The organism is Dyella ginsengisoli, from assembly GCF_044904665.1.
In the GTDB taxonomy this organism is placed as follows: Bacteria; Pseudomonadota; Gammaproteobacteria; order Xanthomonadales; family Rhodanobacteraceae; genus Dyella_A; species Dyella_A ginsengisoli.
The window spans coordinates 1-20134 of the sequence record NZ_JADIKM010000004.1 but is presented as its reverse complement, the minus strand read 5'-3'; the positions used below and the strand labels follow the sequence as shown (position 1 = coordinate 20134).

Genomic DNA, 20134 nt, shown 5'->3' with positions numbered 1-20134 from the left:
CTCGTGTGGCGCCCCGATCGGCGGGGCGGGAGGTAACGCGTTGGTATTGCCGGTGTTGCGGTGGCGCTGGCGGGTTTCGTCCGTGGAATCCGCATCACGCCCGCGCGCGACGCACCCTCAAGCCCGTGGGCCGGAGCCAATAGGTGCGAGCCGAATCGGTCGGCCCGCCGGTGTGTCGCGAACGTGTCTCAGCGCTTTCCGGCGCTGCTCTGGAAATACTGCAGGAACGGATCGTCCGGCTTGACGATGAGCGTGCTCTTGCCGTCGCCGAAGGCGTGACGATACGCCTCCATGGAGCGGTAGAACGCGAAGAACTCCGGATCCTGGCCGTAGGCCTGGGCGTAGATCAGCGCGGCCTGGGCATCACCCTCGCCGCGGGTCTTGGCCGCGTCGCGCTCGGCGTTGGCACGCAGCACCTGGCCCTGGCGGTCGGCGTCGGCGGTGATGGTGGTGGCCATCTGCTCGCCGGTGTAGCGCAGCTCGTTGGCCAGCTGCAGGCGCTCGGCCTTCATGCGCTTGTAGACCGAGTCGCTCACCTCGTCGGGCAGGTCGATGCGCTTGATGCGCACGTCCACCACCTGGATGCCGAGGTTCTTGCGCGCGGCGGCGTCGGTCTGCTCGCGCACGCGGTCGGTGATGTCCTTGCGCCCGCCGGTGATCAGCTCCTGCAGGGTGCGGCCGTTGAACTCGAAGCGCAGCGCGTTCTTCACGATCGGGCTCAACCGCTGGGCGGCCTGCAGCGGATCGCCGCCGGTGGCGCGGTAGAAATCCGCGTTGTCGGCGATGCGCCACTTCACGTAGAAGTCGACGTTGACGCTCTTCTTCTCGGAGGTGAAGTAGCGCTCCGGCTGGGCGTCCATGGTGAGGATGCGGTTGTCGAAACGCATCACCTGCTGCACCAGCGGCAGCTTGAAGTGCAGGCCCGGCTGGTCGCTGGTGCGCACGATGCGGCCGAACTGCAGCAGCAGCGCGGTCTGCCCCTCGCTCACGATGTACATGCTGCTCAGCCCGAGCAGCGCGACCACGACGACGGCGACGATGGCGGAGATCTTCATGGCTGCTTCTCCTGGCCGTTGGCGTCACCGGTGACGGACACCCCCGCGCTCACCGGCGCGCTGGGTGCGGCGCCCGGCAGGTTGATGATGTTGCGGCCGTCGGAGCCGTCGACCACCTTGGTGTTGCGCGCCATCACCTCTTCCATGGTTTCCAGCCACAGGCGCTGGCGGGTCACGGCGGGAGCGGCCTTGTATTCGGTGAGCAGCAGATTGAAGCGCTCGGCGTCGCCGGTGGCGCGGGCCACGCGCTCGGCCTTGTCGCCGGCGGCCTTGGCCAGGATGCGCGAGGCTTCGCCGGTGGCCTGCGGAATCACCTGGTTGGCGTAGGCGTAGGCCTTGTTGACGGCGCTCTGCTTGTCTTCGCGGGCGGCGTTGACGTCGTCGAAGGCGGCCTTCACCTCGTCCGGCGGCGACACGTTCTGGAAGCTCACGTCGGTGACGACGAGGCCGGCGTCGTAGCCGTCCAGCGTGCGCTGCAGCGCTTCGCGGGTCTGCTGCTGCAGGGTGACGCGATCCTGGTCGCCGCTGGCCTTGCTGGCCACCGGCGCCGGTGCCGGCTTGGCAATGCTGGAGGCCGCGCCGGCCGGGACGGCCGCGGCGACCACGTCCTCGCCCGGGCTGGTGAGGATGTCGTCCATCGAATGGGCGCCGACCACCGAGCGCACCGCCGCCTCGGCGGCCTGCTTGAGGGTGTCGTCCGGATCGTTGGTGGAGAACAGGTACTTGCGCGCGTCCGACACCTGGTACTGCACGTTGAAGTTCACCGCGATGATGTTCTCGTCGCTGGTGAGCATGCGCACCTGGTCGACCATGGCGCGCACGCGCGTGGTCTCGACCTTGGACACGGTTTCGATCGGCGCCGGCAGCTTGAAGTGGAAGCCCGGGCCCAGCGTGCGGGAGTATTGGCCCAACCGCAGCACCACGCCGTTCTGGCTGGTGTTGATGATGGTGTAGCTGCTCAGCAGCATCCACGCGATGAGCAGCGCCAGCACGATGGTGACGATGCCGCCACTGCCGCCGCCGAGGCGGCCCAGGCGGTTGCGCACGTTCTTCAGCAGCTGGTCGAGATTGGGCGCCTTGCCGCCGCCGGGGCTTTTCTTGCCCCAGGGATTGCGCTGTCCGTTGTCGCCGGGTTCGTTCCAGGCCATGTCAGTCTCCTTGGGGCCGCTGGGAGGCCGGCAACAGCAGCCGGAACACAGGTGTGACGGGTTGGGTCATGACGTGCTTCGCGTGCAGGAATCGCAGGGAACGCCCCGCGCCAGCCGAGGGCACAAACGGGCGGGAGTTTACCAGAGGCACCGCGGCGCTGCCGGTCACTCGACCGGCAGCGCGGTGCGTTCGAGCAGGTCGCGCAGCAGCACGGCGTCGGCATCCACGCCGCCGCTGAGCGGGGCGATCACGCTGCGCGGGGCGTCGATGTCCAGGTGCCAGCCGTCCTCGTCGACCCGCTCGCCGACGATGGCGCCGGCCGCCTTGAGCCGGGCGTGCAGCCGGCCGGCGGACAGCGGCAGGCTGAGCGCGGACTGCAGCCGCTCGCCGCCGAGCAGTTCGCCCAGCGCCTCACGCAGCAGTTCCAGCCCCGCCCCGGTGGCGGCGGACAGCCACACCTGGGTGGGCCGCCCCTCGCCATCGCGCACGATGCGCGGCTCGGTGCCGGCGAGGTCGATCTTGTTCATCACCTGCAACTGCGGCAGGTCACCGGCGTCGATCTCCTCCAGCACGCCGTCGACCACCTGGCGCAGGCGCTCGCGGTCTTCGTCGGCGGCGTCGCACACGTGCAGCAGCAGGTCGGCGTCGCGCGCTTCGGCGAGGGTGCCGCGGAAGGCGGCCACCAGGTCATGCGGCAGGTCGCGGATGAAACCCACGGTGTCGGAGATCACCGCCGGGCCGCAGCTGAGGTCGTCGATCTTGCGCACGGTGGGATCGAGCGTGGCGAACAGCTGGTTGGCGGCGTACACGCCGCCGGTGGTCAGCGCATTGAACAGCGTGGACTTGCCGGCGTTGGTGTAGCCCACCAGGGCCACCCGCGGCACGGTATTGCGCAGGCGCGCACGGCGCTGCTGGCCGCGCTGGGTCTGCACTTTTTCCAGCCGCTTGGTGAGCTGCTTCACGCGCTCGCCGAGCAGGCGGCGGTCGGTCTCCAGCTGGGTTTCGCCCGGGCCGCGGTTGCCGATGGCACCGCCGCGCTGGGCGTCCAGGTGGGTCCAGCCGCGCACCAGCCGGGTGGCGATGTGCTTGAGCTGGGCCAGCTCCACTTCCAGCTTGCCTTCGTGCGAGCGGGCGCGCTGGGCGAAGATGTCCAGGATCAAGCCGGCGCGATCGACCACGCGCACGCCCAGGTGCTTTTCCAGGTTGCGCTCCTGCACGGGGGTGAGCAGGTGGTCGACCAGCACCACGTCGGCCTCGACCGCACGCGCCATCTCGGCGACCTCGTCGGCCTTGCCGGTACCGATGTAGAAGCGCGGGTTGGGCGCCTCGACGCGGGCGGGGATGGCGCCGAGGATCTCGGCCCCGGCGGATTTCACCAGCTCGGCGAATTCCTCGCCGCGACGCACGGCGTCGCCCTCGCCGCGCGAATGCGGAAGCACGAGGAGCGCGCGGTCGCCTTTTTTCTGTCTGTCAAACACGGGTGCGGGGATGTCCTGCCGGGCAAACCCCAGTCATGGGGGCTTGCCCGCTGCGATCAAGCCGGGGCGCGCCCGCGCGGGGCGGAATCAGGCTTCGGTTTCGGCCGGCGTGGCCGAGGTTTCGCCGGGACCGTCGTGGCCGTTGCCGACGCGCACGTTGCGGCTGGGCACCACGGTGGAGATGGCGTGCTTGTAGACCATCTGGCTGACCTGGTTGCGCAGCAGCACCACGAACTGGTCGAACGACTCCACCGTCCCCTGCAGCTTGATGCCGTTGACCAGGTAGATCGATACCGGGATGCGCTCCCGGCGTAGTGCGTTGAGAAATGGATCTTGCAAGGACTGTCCTTTGGACATTGTTCTGATACTCCCCCGTCAAAGCTGCGGTCCGGACAAAGAAGCGCGCCCGCTCCGAACCAAGTCCGCTCGATCTTAACCGCTTTTAAATCAAGCGCGAAAGCCGCTTGACGGCCGCCCCGACGGCAGCGCGGCGGCCATCACCCCGGTCTGCCGGCGGCCGGCCCGAGGAACAGCTCGAGCGCATCGACGGCCCGTCCGGCGAGGTCGGCGCGCTCCGGGTCGAGCGCCCGGGCGTCCAGCTCGCTGCGCAGCCAGGTGATCTGGCGCTTGGCCAGCTGGCGGGTAGCGAAGATGCCGCGGTTGCGCAGCTCGGCCGCGTCGAAGGCGCCCTCCAGGTGCTGCCAGGCCTGGCGGTAGCCCACGGCGCGGATCGCCGGCAGGTCGGCGTGCAGGTCGCCGCGGGCCTTCAGCGCGCGCACCTCGTCGAGGAAACCGGCCGCCAGCATGGCGTCGAAGCGCTCGGCGATGCGCGCATGCAGCGGCGCCCGGTCGGCCGGCAGCAGGGCCAGCTTGAGCACCCGCCACGGGAACGGCTCGCGCACCTGGCTGCCCTGCAGTTCCGACAGTGGCCGGCCGGTGAGCGCGATCACCTCCAGCGCGCGCTGGATGCGCTGGGCGTCGTTCGGGCCGATCCGCGTGGCCGCGACCGGGTCCTGCCCGGTCAGCCGGGCGTGCAGCTGCGGCCAGCCGATCTCGGCCGCCTCGGCGCTGATCTGCGCGCGCAGCTCGGCGTGGGCTTCCGGCAACGCCGACAGGCCCTGCTGCAGCGCGCGGAAATACAGCCCGGTGCCGCCGACCAGCAGCGGCACGTGCCCGCGCGCGGTGATCGCGCGCATCGCGGTCAGCGCGTCGGCGCGGAAGTCGGCGGCCGAGTACGGTTCGGCCGGGTCGCGGATGTCGATCAACGCATGCGGATGGCGCGCCAGCGTGGCCGCGTCCGGCTTGGCGCTGCCGATGTCCAGCCCGCGATAGACCAGCGCCGAATCCACGCTGACCAGCTCGATCGGGAATCGCTCGGCCAGCGTGCAGGCGAGCGCGGTCTTGCCCGAGGCGGTGGGGCCCATCAGGAAGATCGCGAGCGGTCGGGTGTCGTGGCGGTGCATTGCGCCAGTGTATCGGCGCGGCACCCGCCGCTGCCGCAGTGCCGCAGGAACGCGTCGGCGGCGTCACCCTATAATTGCGTTTTCCCCCGCCCGCCCTGCGGGCCAGACAGCAGGTTTCCCCATGCCTCAGACGATGAAAGCCCTGGTCAAGCGCCACGCCGAGCCCGGCATCTGGATGGAAGAAGTGCCGGTGCCCGAGGTAGGCCCGAACGAGGTGCTGATCAAGCTGGAGAAGACCGCGATCTGCGGCACCGACCTGCACATCTACAAGTGGGACGAGTGGAGCCAGCGCACGATCAAGCCCGGCCTGACCATCGGCCACGAGTTCGTCGGCCGTATCGTGGAGATGGGCCCGGGCGTCACCGGTTACAGCATCGGCGACCGCGTCTCGGCCGAGGGCCACATCGTCTGCGGTCACTGCCGCAACTGCCGCGCCGGCCGCCAGCACCTGTGCCCGAACACGGTGGGCATCGGCGTGAACCGCAACGGCGCGTTCGCGGAATACATGACCATGCCGGCCTCCAACCTGTGGCCGATCCCGGACCAGATCCCCTCCGAGCTGGCCGCGTTCTTCGACCCGTACGGCAACGCCGCGCACTGCGCGCTGGAGTTCGACCTGATCGGCGAGGACGTGCTGATCACCGGCGCCGGCCCGATCGGCATCATCGCCGCCGGCATCGCCAAGCACGTGGGCGCGCGCAACGTGGTGGTCACCGACGTCAACGACTACCGCCTGAAGCTCGCCGCCGACATGGGCGCCACCCGCGTGGTGAACGTGGCCAACCAGTCGCTGCGCGACGTGGTGAAGGACCTGCACATCCAGGGCTTCGACGTGGGCCTGGAGATGAGCGGCAACCCGCGCGCCTTCAACGACATGCTCGAGGTGATGTACCACGGCGGCAAAGTGGCCATGCTCGGCATCATGCCGCGCGGCGCCGGCATCGACTGGGACAAGGTGATTTTCAAGGGCCTCACCCTGCAGGGCATCTACGGCCGCAAGATGTACGAGACCTGGTACAAGATGACGCAGATGGTGCTCACCGGCTTCCCGCTGCAGAAGGTGCTCACCCACCAGATCGCCATCGACGACTTCCAGCGCGGCTTCGACCTGATGGACGCGGGCACCTGCGGCAAGGTGGTCTGCAGCTGGAGCTGAGGACGTCCGGCTGAGGCCGGCGCCCCGGCCACACGTTCGAACGATCCATTCGCTCCACCCAGCCACGCCGGCGCCTGTGCGCCGACGTGGCTTCTTCGTACACTGCCACCGATCCGCAGGGGCCACGGATTCCACCACCGGCTTGCTCCGTCACGGCACGCCGGATCGCGACGTTCAGGGAGTGCAGGCCATGCGCGTTCGTCGTTTTCTGGAAGATCCCCGTGCGGCCCGCGCCCTGTCCCGCGCCCGCACGCTGAGCCAATCCCATCGCGTTCGCCGCGGCCTGCTGATCGCCGCCGTCGTGCTGGCGGTGTTCGCCCTGCTGGGCTTCTTCGCCGCGCCACCGATCCTGCGCGGGCAGATCGAGAAACGCGCCAGCGCGGCGTTGTCGCGGCCGGTGACGCTGCAGGCGGTGCACTTCAATCCGTTCACCCTGCGGCTGGAGCTCGACCATCTGCACGTGGGCGGCCGCGACGCCGGCACCGCCTTCGTCGACGTGGACACGGCGGTGATCAACGCCTCGTGGACCTCGCTGTTCCGCATGGCGCCGGTGCTCGACGCGCTGCGCCTGCAGCGTCCGCAGCTGCATCTGGCGCGCGCGGCGGACGGCCGCTTCAACTTCTCCGACCTGATCGACCGCTACGCCGCCAAACCAACCGATCCGAAAGCTCCACCGGCGCGCTTCGCGCTGGCCAACATCCGCGTGCAGGGCGGCGACATCCGCTTCGACGACGCGCTGACCAAGGCCAGCCACCACGTCGAGCAGCTGGATGTGGGCATCCCGTTCCTGGCCAACCTGCCCAGCGACACCGACATCTTCGTGCAGCCGCTGCTGGCCATGCGGGTGGACGGCAGCCCGCTGCGCATCGAGGGGCATACCAAGCCGTTTGCAGATTCGCGCGAATCGATCATGCACTTCCAGTTCGATCGGCTGGACCTGCCGCGCTACCTCGCCTACGTGCCGACCGCCCTGCCCGTCTCCATTCCCAAAGGGCTGCTCAGTGGCGTGCTGGACCTGCACTTCGTGCAGAGCCAACCCACCCCGCAACTGCAGCTCACCGGCCACCTGCAGCTGGACGACTTCGCGCTGGCCACGCCGCGCGGCTCGCCGATTCTCGGCCTGGGACATGCCGGCGCGCAGCTCACCGACGTGCAGCCGCTGGTGTCGCGCTATCACCTCGGCACGGTGATGCTGGACCGGGCGCGGCTCAGCTACATCCAGCGCGCGGACGGCCACAGCAACTTCGACGCACTCACTGGCGGGCCGGCGCCGGCCAAAGGCAGCACTCCCACCGACCTGCGCATCGATGCGCTGTTCCTGGGCGACAGCGCAGTGCACTACGCCAGCGCGGGCGGGCAGACGCTGGATCTCACCAAGCTGCGCGGTGCGCTGCACGGCGTCAGCCTGCTGCCGGCACCGGTCTGCGCACTGAACCTGATGGCCGGCCTCGGCGGCGGCAGCATCGCGGCCAAGGGCTCGCTGGAACTGGCCGCCAGCCGGATGAAGGTCGCGCTCGGCCTGAAGCAGGTGCCCGTGGCCCCGCTGCAGGCCGTCGCCGCGCCGACGCTGCGCGCACCGGTGACCCGGGGCGCGCTGGATGCCGCCGGCCAGCTGCAACTGGACTGGGGCAAGACGATCAACGTCCACCTGACCGATGCGCACGCGTCGGTCACCGACTTCGCGCTGGCCCCGCAGGCCGAAGGGCGCGGCCCGGCGTTGGCCTGGAGCCGGCTGGACGCGGCGATTCCCCTGCTCGACCTGGCCAGCCGACGGGCGCAGCTGGGCGACGTCAACGTGCACCAGCTCGGCATGGACCTGCAGCGGCAGCGCAACGGCACCCTCAGCCTGCTGGAGCTGCTGCCGGAAGCGCCCGCCGCGCAAACGACGGCCGCCGCTGCCGAGGCGCCCTGGCACTGGAGTCTCGCCAAGCTCACGCTGGACGATTCGTCGGTGGACTTCACCGACCTGGCCGCCGGCCCACGGCCGATCACGGTGCGCCTCACCGGGTTGAGGGGCCATCTCGACCAGCTCAGCGAGAAGCTCGACCAGGCGCGTCCCTTTGCGCTGCAGGGCACGATCGACCGCGGCAATTTCACCGCCGACGGCACGCTGCGTCCGATCCCGCTGGGCGCAGACCTGAAGCTGGCCACGCGCCGTCTGGACATCGCGCGCTTCGTGCCCTACCTCAGCGTGCCCTTGAACGTGACCATCGCCAGCGCGCACCTCAGCAGCGACGGCACCCTGCATTACGACGCACGCGGCAGCGCGCCGATCGTGCGCTATCGGGGCAACGCCGCGCTGGAACGCGTGCGCGTGCAGGACAAGCTCAGCGGTGACGACTTCCTGCGCTGGCGCACGCTCACGGCCTCGACGCTGGATGCAGCAGTGGGCATCGGCGCGCCGCGCGTGCACATCGGCGCGCTGGTGCTGACCTCGTTCTACGCCCGCATGATCATCAACGCGGACGGCAAGCTGAACCTGTCCGACGTGGTCGCCTCGCCGAGCTCCGCGCCGGTGTCGGTGACGCGCGCCGAGGGCGGCGCAGGCGCACCGGAGCCCGTCGCCAGCGCGCCCGCGCCGCAGCCCGGCGCCGTGGCGCAAACGCCCGCACCGGCCGCCGACATCCGCCTGGGCGGCATCACCCTGGTGAACGGCCAGCTCAACTACACCGACAACTTCATCAAGCCCAACTACACCGCCAACCTCACCCGGCTCACCGGCAAGATCGGCGCCTTCGGCACCACGCCGGGCGCCCCTCCGGCGGACGTGACGGTGCAGGCTGCGCTGGACGACAACTCACCGGTGGACATCAGCGGCAGCATCAACCCGCTGCAGCCGGTGGCGTTCCTGGACATCAAGGGCAAGGCCGACCAGGTGGAGCTGACCCGGCTCGCCGCCTACTCCAACCGCTACGCCGGCTACCCGATCACCGCCGGCAAGCTCAACATGGACGTCCACTATCGGCTCGACCAGCGCAAGCTCGATGCGGACAACCACATCTTCATCACCCAGCTCACCTTCGGCGAGCGCGACACCAGCCCCGGCGCCAAGCACCTGCCGGTCAAGCTGGCGGTGGCGCTGCTGAAGGACACCGAAGGCAACATCGACGTCAACCTGCCGGTATCCGGCTCGCTGGACGATCCGCAATTCAGCGTGGGCGGGCTGATCTGGCGCGCGCTGGGCAACCTGATCGCCAAGGCGGTGACCGCGCCGTTCCGCCTGCTCGGCGCGGCCTTCGGCGGGCCAGGCGCGGACCTGGGCTACGTCGAGTTTGCGCCGGGCTCGGCGATCCTCGATGCCGGGGCGCAGGAGCGGCTGGGCAAGCTTGTGGGGATCCTGCAGAAGAAGCCGTCGCTGAAGCTGGACATCATCGGTCGCGTCGACCCCACCAAGGATCGCGACGGGCTGCGCAAGGTCACCGTGGAGAACCTGATCCGTCGCGAGCTGGTGCTCGACGAAAAGGGCAAGGACGCGGACGTGTCCGATGCTGCCCTGGCCGACGTGCGCGTCACGCCGGACCAGGTGGAGAAATACCTCAAGCGCGCCTACAAGCACGACGACATCGCCAACAAGCCGCGCAACTTCCTCGGCTTGAAGAAATCGCTGGAACCGGACGAGATGCGCAGCCTGATGGAGGCCAACGTGGCGGTGGACGAACCGGCGATGCGCGCGCTGGCCAAGCGCCGCGCCGATGCCGTGCGCGCCTGGCTTGCCGGCAAGCTCGATGCGGCGCGCTACGACGAGAAGGCGGTGCAGCTCGATGCCAAGGGCATCGAGGACAAGGGCAAGACCACGCGGGTGGACTTCGGCCTGCACCAGTAGCGCGGCTTTGCGGGGCTTCCTTCCCAGCCCCGCCGCGAGGGGCGAGAATAGCGTTTTGCCCACGCAGAAGGTCCCCGCCATGAGCTACCCCGGCCAGTCGCGCTACGCCGCCGAACTCGACTCCATCCGCGAGCAGGGCCTGTTCAAGGCCGAGCGCATCATCGTCTCGCCGCAATCGGCCGAGATCGAGCTGGAGGGCGGGCGCAAGGTGCTCAACTTCTGCGCCAACAACTACCTGGGCCTGGCCGATCATCCCGAGGTGATCGCCGCCGCCAAGGAGGCGCTGGACACCCACGGCTTCGGCATGGCCAGCGTGCGCTTCATCTGCGGCACGCAGGACCTGCACAAACAGCTGGAAGCGAAGATCGCGCAGTTCTTCGGCACCGAGGACACCATCCTCTACGCCGCCTGCTTCGACGCCAACGGCGGCCTCTACGAGCCGCTGCTGGGCGAGGAGGACGCGGTGATCTCCGACGCGCTCAACCACGCCTCGATCATCGACGGCATCCGCCTGTGCAAGGCCAGGCGCTTCCGCTACGCCAACTGCGACATGGCCGACCTGGAAGCCCAGCTGCAGGCCGCCGACGCCGCCGGCGCGCGCATCAAGCTGATCACCACCGACGGCGCGTTCTCGATGGACGGCTTCATCGCCCCGCTGGACAAGATCACCGCGCTGGCCGAGAAGTACGACGCGCTGGTGCACATCGACGAATGCCACTGCACCGGCTTCCTCGGCGCCACCGGCCGCGGCGCGGCCGAGGTCAGCGGCGTGATGGACAAGGTCGACATCTTCACCGGCACCCTGGGCAAGGCGCTCGGCGGCGCGCTGGGCGGCTTCACCACCGGCCCGAAGGAAGTGATCGAACTGCTGCGCCAACGCTCGCGGCCGTACCTGTTCTCCAATTCGCTGCCGCCGCACGTGGTGGCCGCGGCGATCAAGGTGTTCGACATGCTCGAAAGCGCCGGCGAGCTGCGCGCCAGGGTGCAGGAGAACACCGCCTACTTCCGCGAGCGCATGACCGCCGCCGGCTTCGACATCAAGCCCGGCGTGCACCCGATCGTGCCGGTGATGATCTACGACGCACCCAAGGCGCAGGCGATGGCCGCCGGCCTGCTGGAGGAAGGCATCTACGTCACCGGCTTCTTCTTCCCGGTGGTGCCCAAGGGCCAGGCACGCATCCGCACCCAGATGAGCGCGGCACACACCCGCGAGCACCTGGACCGCGCGATCGCCGCGTTCACCCGCATCGGCAAGCGGCTCGGCGTCATCGGCTGACCCGACGCCCTCTCTTTCGATTGTGGGAGAAAGCTCAAGCGGGGAGCTTCGTGGCGCCCGGGAGCGCGCGCCCTGCCCCCTCTCCCCCGAACAGCTCCATCGTTCGGGGGAGAGGGTTTGGGGTGAGGGGAGGTCTTTGCTTTGAAGGCGCTCCCCGCTAGCCGACGAAACCAACAGCCCAAAGCGCCCCCTCACCCAACCCTCTCCCCCGAGCAAGCTCGGAGGAGAGGGCTCAAGCGGGGAGCTTCGCGGTGCCCGGGAGCGCGCGCTCTGCTCCCTCTCCCCCGAACAGCTCCATCGTTCGGGGGAGAGGGTTGGGGTGAGGGGGAGGCCTTTGCTTTGAAGGCGCTCCCCTCTCGCCGACGAATACCAACAGCCCAAAGCGCCCCCTCACCCAACCCTCTCCCCCGAGCAGGCTCGGAGGAGAGGGCTCAAGCGGGGAGCTTCGTGGTGAACGGGAGACCGCGCTCCACCCGCTGAACAGCTTCATCGCTCCTGGGAGAGGACCAGGTTTCTTCGCCGGCCTCGCTCTTCTCCGCGCCGCGAGCTCATGCACGCTGCAGCGCGCGCACCTCGTCGGGAGTGAGGTGCCGCCACTGGCCCTTGGGCAGTTCGCCCAGGGCCAGTGGCCCGATCGCCACGCGGATCAGCCGCAGCACGCCCACCTCGTGCGCGGCGAGCAGGCGGCGGATGTGCCGGTTGCGGCCTTCGTCGAGCACGATCTCCAGCCATGCATTTTTTTCGCCCTCGCGCAGCACGGAGACCGCCACCGTACCCAGTCGCTCGCCGGCATCCACTACGCCCGCCTGCAGCGCGGTGAGCAACGCGGTATCGGGGCGACGGTCGATCTGCACGTGATAGGTCTTGTCCACGTGATGTTTCGGTTCGGTGAGGCCGGCGGCCCAGACGGTGTCGTTGCTGAGCAGCAGCAGGCCCTCGCTGGCGCGGTCGAGCCGGCCCACCGGGCCCAGCCACGGCAGGCCGGCGTCCTTGAGCAGGTCGTAGACGGTGTCGCGACCGCGTTCGTCGGCGGCGCTCACCACGATGCCGCGGGGCTTGTTCACGGCGACGTAGACGCGCCCAGCGGCACCCACCGTAGCGCCGTCCAGCTGCAGCACTTCGCGCGCCGGATCGGTCGGCCGTTCCGGATCGAGCACGCGACGGCCGTCCACGCTCACCCGTCCGGCGCGCACCGCCTGCTCGGCCTGGCTGCGCGAGCACACGCCGAGCTTGCTCAACACGCGGGCCAGGCCGTGGCGCGGAGTAGTGGTGCGGGATGTCGGAGAGCGGTCGGGCGGTCGGATCATCCGGGCAGCCTAGGCGGCCGGCGAGCAGAAACCAAGCGTCGGATCAGCCCGATTTTTGGCCGTCCGGCCACGAATCACCCGGCGTGCGATGAGGGCAGCGGCGCGCTGCTGCGCAAGGCACCTTTCCCCACGGTTGACCACTCCCACGCTTTCGCCGAGCCATGCCCGCAAGGCGGCCCTCGCGCCGGCCCACCCGGCGGGTCATGAAGTAACCCAGGAGGCGCCGGAGGAACCACCTCGCCGCCCTTCGCATGCGTATGTCGCCCGCCGGTTCCGGAGGGCGGCGGTGCTGCATCCGCGGCACCCCGATCAACGTATGTCTAGCCACGGCCAGCAGGCCTCTATCCAACGATCGAATGCGCCCCATGAAAACCGGCATTGCAGAACCGAACATGCTCAAACGGATGATCACCGGCCTGGTGCGCTGGTTCGATACCAGCGCACAGGACGAAATCGGCGACGACGACGACCACATCGATTGGAGCCGGGTCATCCCTTTCATCGGCATGCACCTGGCCTGCCTGGCGGTAATCTGGGTTGGTTTTTCGTGGTTCGCGTTCTGGGTGGCGCTGGGGCTGTACGCGCTGCGCATGTTCGCGATCACCGCGTTTTACCACCGCTACTTCTCGCACCGCGCGTTCAAGGCGTCGCGCCCGGTGCAGTTCGCGTTCGCGGTGATCGGCGCCAGCGCGGTGCAGCGCGGGCCGCTGTGGTGGGCAGCTCATCACCGCAACCACCATCGCCATGCCGACACCCCGGCCGACGTGCATTCGCCTGTGCAGCATGGCTTCCTGCACAGCCACATGGGCTGGTTCCTCAGCCGCGCGGGTTTTCGCACCGACTGGGCGAAGATTCCGGACCTGGTGAAATTCCCCGAACTGCGCCTGCTCGATCGCTTCGACCTGCTGGTACCGGTGGCGCTGGCGGTGGGCCTGTTCTTCCTTGGCCGCTGGCTGGGCGTGGCGCATCCGGAGCTGGGCACCAGCGGGCCGCAGCTGCTGGTGTGGGGCTTTTTCATCTCCACCATCGTGCTGTTCCACGTCACGGTGACGATCAACTCGCTGGCCCACCGCTTCGGCAGCCGCCGCTTCGAGACGCGCGACAACAGCCGCAACAACTGGCTGCTGGCGATCCTTACCTTCGGCGAGGGCTGGCACAACAACCACCACCACTTTCCCGGTTCGGCGCGGCAGGGTTTCCGCTGGTGGGAGGTCGACCTGACCTTCTACATCCTGCGGACGATGGCGGTGTTCGGGCTGGTGCGCGAGCTGAAAGCCGTGCCGGTCGGCCTCAAGCGCAGCGAACGCTGAGGCTCGCCATGCGCATTGCAGTCATTGGCAGCGGCATCTCTGGCATGGCCTCGGCGTGGCTGCTGTCGCGCCAGCACCAGGTGGACCTGTACGAGGCCAACGCCTACGTCGGGGGCCACACGCACACCCACGACGTCAGCTCGAATGGCCGCCCGTATGCGGTAGACAGCGGTTTTATCGTGTTCAACCCGGACAACTATCCGCTGCTGAGCCGGTTGTTCGCCGAGCTCGGCGTGGACTCACAGCCCACCACCATGAGCTTCGCCGTGCACGACGAGGCGAGCGGCTTCGAGTACGGCACCACCACCGTCGATGCGCTGTTCTGCCAGCGCCGCAACCTGCTTTCGCCGGCCTTCTACGGCATGGTGCGCGACCTCACGCGGTTCTATCGCGAGTCGCCGGCGCTGCTGCAGACCGCCGACGCCAGCCCGACGCTGGGCGACTACCTGCGCGAGCACCGCTACGGCGCGATGTTCCGCGACCGCCACATCGTGCCGATGGCCTCGGCGCTGTGGTCCTCGCCCAGCGACAAGGTGCTCGACTTCCCCGCGCGCTACCTCGTGCAGTTCATGGCCAACCACCACATGTTGCAGATCGAGGGTCGGCCGCAGTGGCGCGTGGTGCGCGGCGGTTCCACCCGCTACGTCGACGCGCTGCGCAAGCGCTGGAACGTCACCGAGCGCATCGCCTGTCCCGTGCATGAAGTGCACCGCCACGCCGACGGCGTGGAAGTGGTAAGCCTGCTCGGCAGCGAGCGCTACGACCAGGTGGTGCTGGCCTGCCACAGCGATGAGGCGCTGGCGATGCTGGCCGCCCCGACGCCGGCCGAACGCGAGGTGCTGGGCGCCATCCGCTACCAGGAAAACGACACCGTGCTGCACACCGACACGCGCCTGCTGCCGAACCGGCGCAAGGCGTGGTCGGCGTGGAACGTGCTCATTCCGGCCTCGCCCACCGAGGCCTGCACGGTGACCTACTGCATGAACCTGCTGCAGTCGCTGGACGCCGAGGACACCTTCTGCGTGTCGCTCAACTGCACCGATCGCATCGACCCGGACAAGATCCTGCGCCGCATGCGCTACGCGCATCCGGAGTACAGCCACGCCTCGGTGGCCGCGCAGCAGCGCAAGGGCGAGATCCAGGGCAAGGACCGCATCTGGTATGCCGGCGCCTACTGGGGCTGGGGTTTCCACGAGGACGGCATGCGCAGCGCGGTGGAAGTGACCAAAGCGCTCGGAGTGCAGTGGTGACGTCCGCCTTGCGCCAGCCGCTGGCACCGACGCCCGCCGCGACCGGCGCGGGTGCGGCCGCCGACGCGAGCGTGGAAAGCCGGCCGCTGGCGAGCGCCATCTACGAAGGCTGGGTGCGCCACCGGCGCCACGCACCACGGGCCCACGCGTTCCGCTATCGGATGGCGATGCTGTATCTGGACCTGGCCGAGCTGCCCACGCTGTTCGCACGACGCTGGCTGTGGTCGAGCGATCGGCGGAACCTTGCCGAGTTCCGCCGCAGCGACTACCTCGGCCCAGCCGAGCTGCCGCTGCACGAGGCCGTACGCCGACGCGTGGCCGAGCACACCGGCACGCGCCCGACCGGCCCGATCCGCCTGCTCGCCCACCTGCGCTACGGTGGCCACGTATTCAACCCGGTGAGCTTCTACTACTGCTACGCCGCGGACGGCCGCACGCTGGAAACCATCGTCGCCGAGATCACCAACACGCCGTGGAAGGAGCGCCACGCCTATGTACTGCCGCTGGCCGAGGGCCGTACGCACGGCACCGCGGCGGCGTGGGCGTTCGACAAGACCTTCCACGTCTCGCCATTCATGCCGATGGCGCGTCGCTACGACTGGCGCTTCGGCATCCCGGGCGACGTGTTGCGCGTACATATGAACGTGCTCGACGGCGACCGACGCGACTTCGACGCCACGCTGGTGCTGGAACGCCGCCCGCTGGACGGCGCCGGCCTCGCCCGCGTGCTGTGGCGCTACCCGCTGATGACGCTGCAGGTGGTGTGGGCGATCCACTGGCAGGCGCTGAAGCTGTGGCTCAAGCGCAACCCCGTTCACGACCATCCCAAGCATCACGAGAACTGACCCATGGATATCGAACTGAGCACCGTCGCCGAGCAGATGCCGGCCACCGCCACGCAGCCGGGCAGCCTGGAGCGCATGCTGCGCGGCCGCCTGCTGACGCAGATGGGCCAGCTCAGGGGCTGCCGCCTCACCCTGGACGACGCGGTGGACTCGGTGGAGCTGGGCACGCCGATCGCCGGCGAGGAGCCGCTGCGCGTGCACCTGCGCGTGCTCGATCCACGCTTCTACCGGCTGGTCGCGGCCAACGGCAGCGTGGGTGCCGGCGAGGCCTACATCGAGGGCATGTGGCGCTGCGACGATCTGGTGGCGCTGATCCGCATCATGGTGCGCAACCGCGACCTGCTCGACGGCATGGAGAGCGGCCTCGCCCGCCTCGGCGGCCTGGCGATGAAGGCGTGGCACGCGCTCAACCGGAACACGCGCTCGGGCAGCCGTCGCAACATCGCCGCGCACTACGACCTGGGCAACAAGCTGTTCGGGCTGTTCCTGTCGAAGGACCTGATGTACTCCTCGGCAATCTACGCCGACGAGAGCGAGTCGCTGGAGACCGCCTCCACCCGCAAGCTTGATCGCATCTGCCAGAAGCTCAACCTGTCGCCCGCCGACCACGTACTCGAGATCGGCACTGGCTGGGGCGGCTTCGCCATCCACGCCGCCAGGCATTACGGCTGCCGTGTCACCACCACCACCATCTCGCGCGAGCAATTCGACCTGGCCACTCAGCGCGTGGCCGAAGCGGGGCTTGGCGATCGGATCGAGCTCCTGCTCAACGACTATCGCGATCTCACCGGCCGCTACGACAAGCTGGTGTCCATCGAGATGATCGAGGCGATCGGCGCCGAGTTCATGCCGACCTACTTCGGCGCGATCTCGCGCCTGCTGAAGGACGACGGCATGGCGCTGATCCAGGCCATCACCATCGAGGACCACCGCTACGAGCAGGCGCTGAAGTCGGTCGATTACATCAAGCGCTATGTCTTCCCGGGCAGCTTCATTCCCTCGGTGAGTGCCATGCTCGGCGCCGCGCGCAAGGCCAGCGACCTGCGCCTGTTCCATCTGGAGGACATCGGCCCCAGTTACGCGCTGACCCTCAAGGCGTGGCGGGAGCGCTTCATGGGCCGTCGCAGCGAGGTGATGCAGGCCGGCTACGACGAGCGCTTCATCCGCATGTGGGAGTTCTACCTCGCCTATTGCGAAGGCGGTTTCCGCGAGCGCTCGATCGGCGACGTGCAGATGCTGCTGACGCGCCCCGGCTGCCGTCGCGCCTCCTTCCTGCCCGACCTGCCCACCTCGGCAGCGGCCTGACGGTGCGCCGATGAAGGTCTGGGTCAACGCCCTCGGCTACCAGCTGGTCTGGTTTGCCGCCGTGTGGGGTGCGGCCACCGGCTATTGGTGGCTGGCGCCGCTGGCGCTGGTTCCGTTCGCCGCCTGGTACCTCAGCCGGCCGGACGGACGCGCGGATGCGTGGCTGATGCCGGTGGCGATGCTGATCGGCGTCGCGCTGGATTCCACGCTCGCGGCCAGCGATCTGGTGGCGTACGCCTCGGCCGTACCGTCACCGCATGCGGCGCCGGTGTGGATCGTCGCGATCTGGGCGGCATTCGCGCTCACCCTGCGGCACAGCTTCCGCTTTCTGCACGGTCGACCGGTGCTCGCCGCCGCGCTGGGCGCGATCGGGGCTCCGCTGGCCTATCTCGCCGCTGCGCGTGGCTGGCATGCGGTGGCGTTTCCTCGCGGCACCACCGCGGCAGTGATCGCACTCGGCCTCGGCTGGCTCATCGCGATGCCGGCGCTCGTCACGCTGGCGCAGCACTTCGAGCGCCGGCAGACAACGTCATCGACAGGGAGTCGCGCGCATGTGGCATGACGTCGGCTGGCAGATCCTCGCCGTATGGCTGGTCACCGCCACCGCCATGACGCTGGGCTGGGCCGTGCAGTACCGCACGCGCAACGCCACCCTGGTGGATGCGATCTGGACCGCGACGATGGGCCTGAGCGCGGTGTTCTACGCCGCCGTCGGCAGCGGATCGCCCGCCGTGCGTGGCCTGATGGCGGTACTCGGCGGACTGTGGGCGCTGCGGCTGTTCCTGCACCTGCTGCACCGCATCCGCACCGAGGACGGCCGCTACCGCTACCTGCGCCAGCACTGGCAGGATAACCAAGCCAAGTTCTTCGGCTTCTTCCAGGCGCAGGCGCTGTTCACCACGATCTTCTCGCTGCCCTTTCTGGCCGTGGCGGCGAATCCCGGCGGCGGCATGGCGGCGCTGATGATCGTCGGAATACTGGTGTGGCTTGGCAGCCTGTACGGCGAGTCGATCGCCGACCGCCAGCTCGCGCGCTTCCGCGAGGATCCGGCCAACCGCGGCCGCACCTGCCGCGTCGGATTGTGGCGCTATTCGCGACACCCAAACTACTTCTTCGAGTGGACGCACTGGTTCGCCTACGTGCTGCTGGCCTGGGGCTCGCCGCTGGCCTGGCTGGCGTGGCTGGGGCCGCTGCTGATGCTGGTGTCGCTGTACCGCTTCACCGGCATCCCGTTCACCGAGGCGCAGGCGCTGCGCAGTCGCGGCGACGATTACCGCGACTACCAGCGCAGCACCAGCTCCTTCATCCCGTGGTTTCCGAAAAAGCAAGGATCGACCCCATGACCGACAGTCTCGCCATGAACTCCGACGCCATCGAGCAAACCGAGGAGCGCGGACTCACGCGCCTGGCCGAGCTGGGGCTGATCCCGGACGGCCTGCTGCGGCTGGGCATCCGCCGACTGTGCGCGCAGCGCTTGCGCGAGGAGAGCGCGGGCGGCGCGGAGGCGACCTGGCAGCGCTTCCGCGCGCAGCTCGAACAGCTGCGCCAGAGCCCGCTGGCCATCCATACCGATGCCGCCAACCGCCAGCACTACGAGTTGCCGCCACGCTTCTTCGAGCTTTGCCTGGGCAAGCGCCTGAAGTATTCCAGCTGCTACTACCCCATCGGCAACGAAACGCTCGACCAGGCTGAGGAGAAGATGCTTTCGCTCTACGGCGAGCGCGCGGAGCTGGCCGATGGCCAGCAGATCCTGGAGCTCGGCTGCGGCTGGGGGTCGCTCACGTTGTGGATGGCCGAGCGCTATCCCGCTTCGCACATCACCGCCGTGTCCAACTCGCGCCCGCAGCGCGAGCACATCGAGGCGCGTTGTCGCGAGCGCGGGCTGCTCAACGTGCGGGTGATCACGGAGGACGTCAACCGGCTGGAGCTCGATCCGGAGCAGTTCGACCGCGTCGTCTCGGTGGAGATGTTCGAACACGTACGCAACTACCAGATCCTGCTGCAGCGCATAGCCGAATGGCTGCGTCCCGGCGGCAAGCTGTTCGTGCACATCTTCTGCCACCGCGAACTGATGTACCCGTTCGAGACAGAGCGCGACGACGACTGGATGGGCCGTCATTTCTTCACCGGCGGCCTGATGCCGGCGGCCGATACGTTCATGCATTTCCAGCAGCACATGGTGATCGAGCAGCAGTGGCGCCTGTCAGGCACCCACTACGAAAAGACCTCCAACCACTGGCTGGCCAACCAGGATGCCAACCGCGAGGAGGTTCTCCAGGTGCTGGCGGGAACCTACGGCGAGCAGGCGGCGAATCTTTGGCACCAGCGGTGGCGCATGTTCTGGATGGCCTGTGCGGAGCTGTTCGGTTTCGACGGCGGCGACGAGTGGCTGGTGGGGCATTACCGGTTCATGCGCCGTCCCGACTGATACTTTCGCCGCCCTCCTTATGACAAAAAAGCCCGGTTTGCCCGGGCTTTTTCTTGCGTTGTCACACACACCCAGTTGCCTCGCCTGGCTCACCGAAATCACGTCGGGAGAGCCTCATCCCTCCGTGGCGGAGCCTTACGCGGAAGCCAAAAAAGAAGAAGCCCGGCAGATGCCGGGCTTCTTCATGGGTACTGCGGGGGTTCTTACTGCTGAACCTGTAGCTCCGTGCGACGGTTGCGGGCGCGACCGGCATCCGTGTCGTTCGTGTCCACCGGATCGCTCTCGCCGT

General features: G+C 68.7%; 16 protein-coding genes. 10 read left to right on the top strand and 6 right to left on the bottom strand.

Annotated elements, in window-relative coordinates:
• Positions 1–188: 188 nt before the first annotated feature.
• The 5 genes from hflC to miaA all read right to left on the bottom strand — a co-directional run bounded on the left by hflC (position 189) and on the right by miaA (position 5145).
• On the bottom strand, positions 189–1055 hold the full coding sequence (gene hflC / locus ISP17_RS14390; RefSeq protein WP_404634366.1) for a protease modulator HflC: 867 nt from the start codon (positions 1053–1055) through the stop codon (positions 189–191).
• On the bottom strand, positions 1052–2203 hold the full coding sequence (hflK, locus tag ISP17_RS14385; protein WP_404634364.1) for an FtsH protease activity modulator HflK: 1152 nt from the start codon (positions 2201–2203) through the stop codon (positions 1052–1054). The genes hflC and hflK overlap by 4 nt, the downstream gene beginning before the upstream one ends.
• Before the next feature lie 165 nt (positions 2204–2368).
• Entirely contained in the window at positions 2369–3682 is a 1314-nt protein-coding gene (gene hflX, locus ISP17_RS14380; protein WP_404634362.1) for a ribosome rescue GTPase HflX, read from the bottom strand.
• Between the two features lie 87 nt (positions 3683–3769).
• On the bottom strand, positions 3770–4039 hold the full coding sequence (gene hfq / locus ISP17_RS14375) for an RNA chaperone Hfq (RefSeq protein ID WP_404634360.1): 270 nt from the start codon (positions 4037–4039) through the stop codon (positions 3770–3772).
• 140 nt (positions 4040–4179) lie between these two features.
• Positions 4180–5145, bottom strand: a complete 966-nt coding sequence (gene miaA / locus ISP17_RS14370) for a tRNA (adenosine(37)-N6)-dimethylallyltransferase MiaA (protein WP_404634358.1) — start codon at positions 5143–5145, stop codon at positions 4180–4182.
• 121 nt (positions 5146–5266) lie between these two features.
• Here miaA and tdh point away from each other — a divergent pair, with 121 nt between their 5' ends.
• From tdh to kbl, 3 genes are all read left to right on the top strand, one after another.
• Positions 5267–6301: an L-threonine 3-dehydrogenase gene (tdh, locus tag ISP17_RS14365; RefSeq protein WP_404634356.1), complete on the top strand. Its 1035-nt coding sequence runs from the start codon at positions 5267–5269 to the stop codon at positions 6299–6301.
• Positions 6302–6491: 190 nt separating this feature from the next.
• On the top strand, positions 6492–10124 hold the full coding sequence (locus ISP17_RS14360) for a DUF748 domain-containing protein (protein WP_404634354.1): 3633 nt from the start codon (positions 6492–6494) through the stop codon (positions 10122–10124).
• A gap of 79 nt (positions 10125–10203) precedes the next feature.
• On the top strand, positions 10204–11400 hold the full coding sequence (kbl, locus tag ISP17_RS14355) for a glycine C-acetyltransferase (protein ID WP_404634352.1): 1197 nt from the start codon (positions 10204–10206) through the stop codon (positions 11398–11400).
• 548 nt (positions 11401–11948) lie between these two features.
• Here kbl and ISP17_RS14350 read toward each other — a convergent pair.
• The gene (locus ISP17_RS14350) at positions 11949–12707 is read right to left on the bottom strand and encodes a pseudouridine synthase (RefSeq protein WP_404634350.1); all 759 of its coding nucleotides are present in this window, start codon (positions 12705–12707) and stop codon (positions 11949–11951) included.
• A 404-nt stretch (positions 12708–13111) separates the two neighbouring features.
• On the opposite strand from ISP17_RS14350, the gene ISP17_RS14345 reads away from it, so the two are divergent.
• The 7 genes from ISP17_RS14345 to ISP17_RS14315 are packed head-to-tail and all read left to right on the top strand — an operon-like array spanning position 13112 to position 19845.
• The gene (locus tag ISP17_RS14345) at positions 13112–14017 is read left to right on the top strand and encodes an acyl-CoA desaturase (protein WP_404634912.1); all 906 of its coding nucleotides are present in this window, start codon (positions 13112–13114) and stop codon (positions 14015–14017) included.
• 8 nt (positions 14018–14025) lie between these two features.
• On the top strand, positions 14026–15267 hold the full coding sequence (locus tag ISP17_RS14340) for an NAD(P)/FAD-dependent oxidoreductase (protein WP_404634348.1): 1242 nt from the start codon (positions 14026–14028) through the stop codon (positions 15265–15267).
• Entirely contained in the window at positions 15261–16112 is an 852-nt protein-coding gene (locus ISP17_RS14335) for a DUF1365 domain-containing protein (protein ID WP_404634346.1), read from the top strand. Before ISP17_RS14340 ends, ISP17_RS14335 begins: the two co-directional genes overlap by 7 nt.
• Positions 16113–16148: 36 nt before the next feature.
• Entirely contained in the window at positions 16149–17417 is a 1269-nt protein-coding gene (locus ISP17_RS14330) for a class I SAM-dependent methyltransferase (RefSeq protein WP_404634910.1), read from the top strand.
• 10 nt (positions 17418–17427) lie between these two features.
• Complete coding sequence (locus ISP17_RS14325; protein WP_404634344.1) at positions 17428–17979, top strand: DUF2878 domain-containing protein; 552 nt, start codon at positions 17428–17430, stop codon at positions 17977–17979.
• Positions 17969–18760 (top strand): DUF1295 domain-containing protein, encoded by a 792-nt coding sequence (locus ISP17_RS14320; protein WP_404634342.1) that lies wholly within the window; start codon positions 17969–17971, stop codon positions 18758–18760. Before ISP17_RS14325 ends, ISP17_RS14320 begins: the two co-directional genes overlap by 11 nt.
• Positions 18757–19845, top strand: coding sequence for an SAM-dependent methyltransferase (locus ISP17_RS14315; RefSeq protein ID WP_404634340.1), 1089 nt, complete (start codon positions 18757–18759; stop codon positions 19843–19845). Before ISP17_RS14320 ends, ISP17_RS14315 begins: the two co-directional genes overlap by 4 nt.
• Positions 19846–20134: the final 289 nt, after the last annotated feature.

What these genes read in the sequence shown, in the direction of transcription:
- hflC (WP_404634366.1), bottom strand. Translation starts at nt 1,055, where the DNA reads ATGAAGATCTCCGCCATCGTCGCCGTCGTCGTGGTCGCGCTGCTCGGG.
- hflK (WP_404634364.1), bottom strand. Translation starts at nt 2,203, where the DNA reads ATGGCCTGGAACGAACCCGGCGACAACGGACAGCGCAATCCCTGGGGC.
- hfq (WP_404634360.1), bottom strand. Translation starts at nt 4,039, where the DNA reads ATGTCCAAAGGACAGTCCTTGCAAGATCCATTTCTCAACGCACTACGC.
- miaA (WP_404634358.1), bottom strand. Translation starts at nt 5,145, where the DNA reads ATGCACCGCCACGACACCCGACCGCTCGCGATCTTCCTGATGGGCCCC.
- tdh (WP_404634356.1), top strand. Translation starts at nt 5,267, where the DNA reads ATGCCTCAGACGATGAAAGCCCTGGTCAAGCGCCACGCCGAGCCCGGC.
- ISP17_RS14360 (WP_404634354.1), top strand. Translation starts at nt 6,492, where the DNA reads ATGCGCGTTCGTCGTTTTCTGGAAGATCCCCGTGCGGCCCGCGCCCTG.
- kbl (WP_404634352.1), top strand. Translation starts at nt 10,204, where the DNA reads ATGAGCTACCCCGGCCAGTCGCGCTACGCCGCCGAACTCGACTCCATC.
- ISP17_RS14350 (WP_404634350.1), bottom strand. Translation starts at nt 12,707, where the DNA reads ATGATCCGACCGCCCGACCGCTCTCCGACATCCCGCACCACTACTCCG.
- ISP17_RS14345 (WP_404634912.1), top strand. Translation starts at nt 13,112, where the DNA reads ATGATCACCGGCCTGGTGCGCTGGTTCGATACCAGCGCACAGGACGAA.
- ISP17_RS14340 (WP_404634348.1), top strand. Translation starts at nt 14,026, where the DNA reads ATGCGCATTGCAGTCATTGGCAGCGGCATCTCTGGCATGGCCTCGGCG.
- ISP17_RS14330 (WP_404634910.1), top strand. Translation starts at nt 16,149, where the DNA reads ATGCCGGCCACCGCCACGCAGCCGGGCAGCCTGGAGCGCATGCTGCGC.
- ISP17_RS14325 (WP_404634344.1), top strand. Translation starts at nt 17,428, where the DNA reads ATGAAGGTCTGGGTCAACGCCCTCGGCTACCAGCTGGTCTGGTTTGCC.
- ISP17_RS14320 (WP_404634342.1), top strand. Translation starts at nt 17,969, where the DNA reads ATGTGGCATGACGTCGGCTGGCAGATCCTCGCCGTATGGCTGGTCACC.
- ISP17_RS14315 (WP_404634340.1), top strand. Translation starts at nt 18,757, where the DNA reads ATGACCGACAGTCTCGCCATGAACTCCGACGCCATCGAGCAAACCGAG.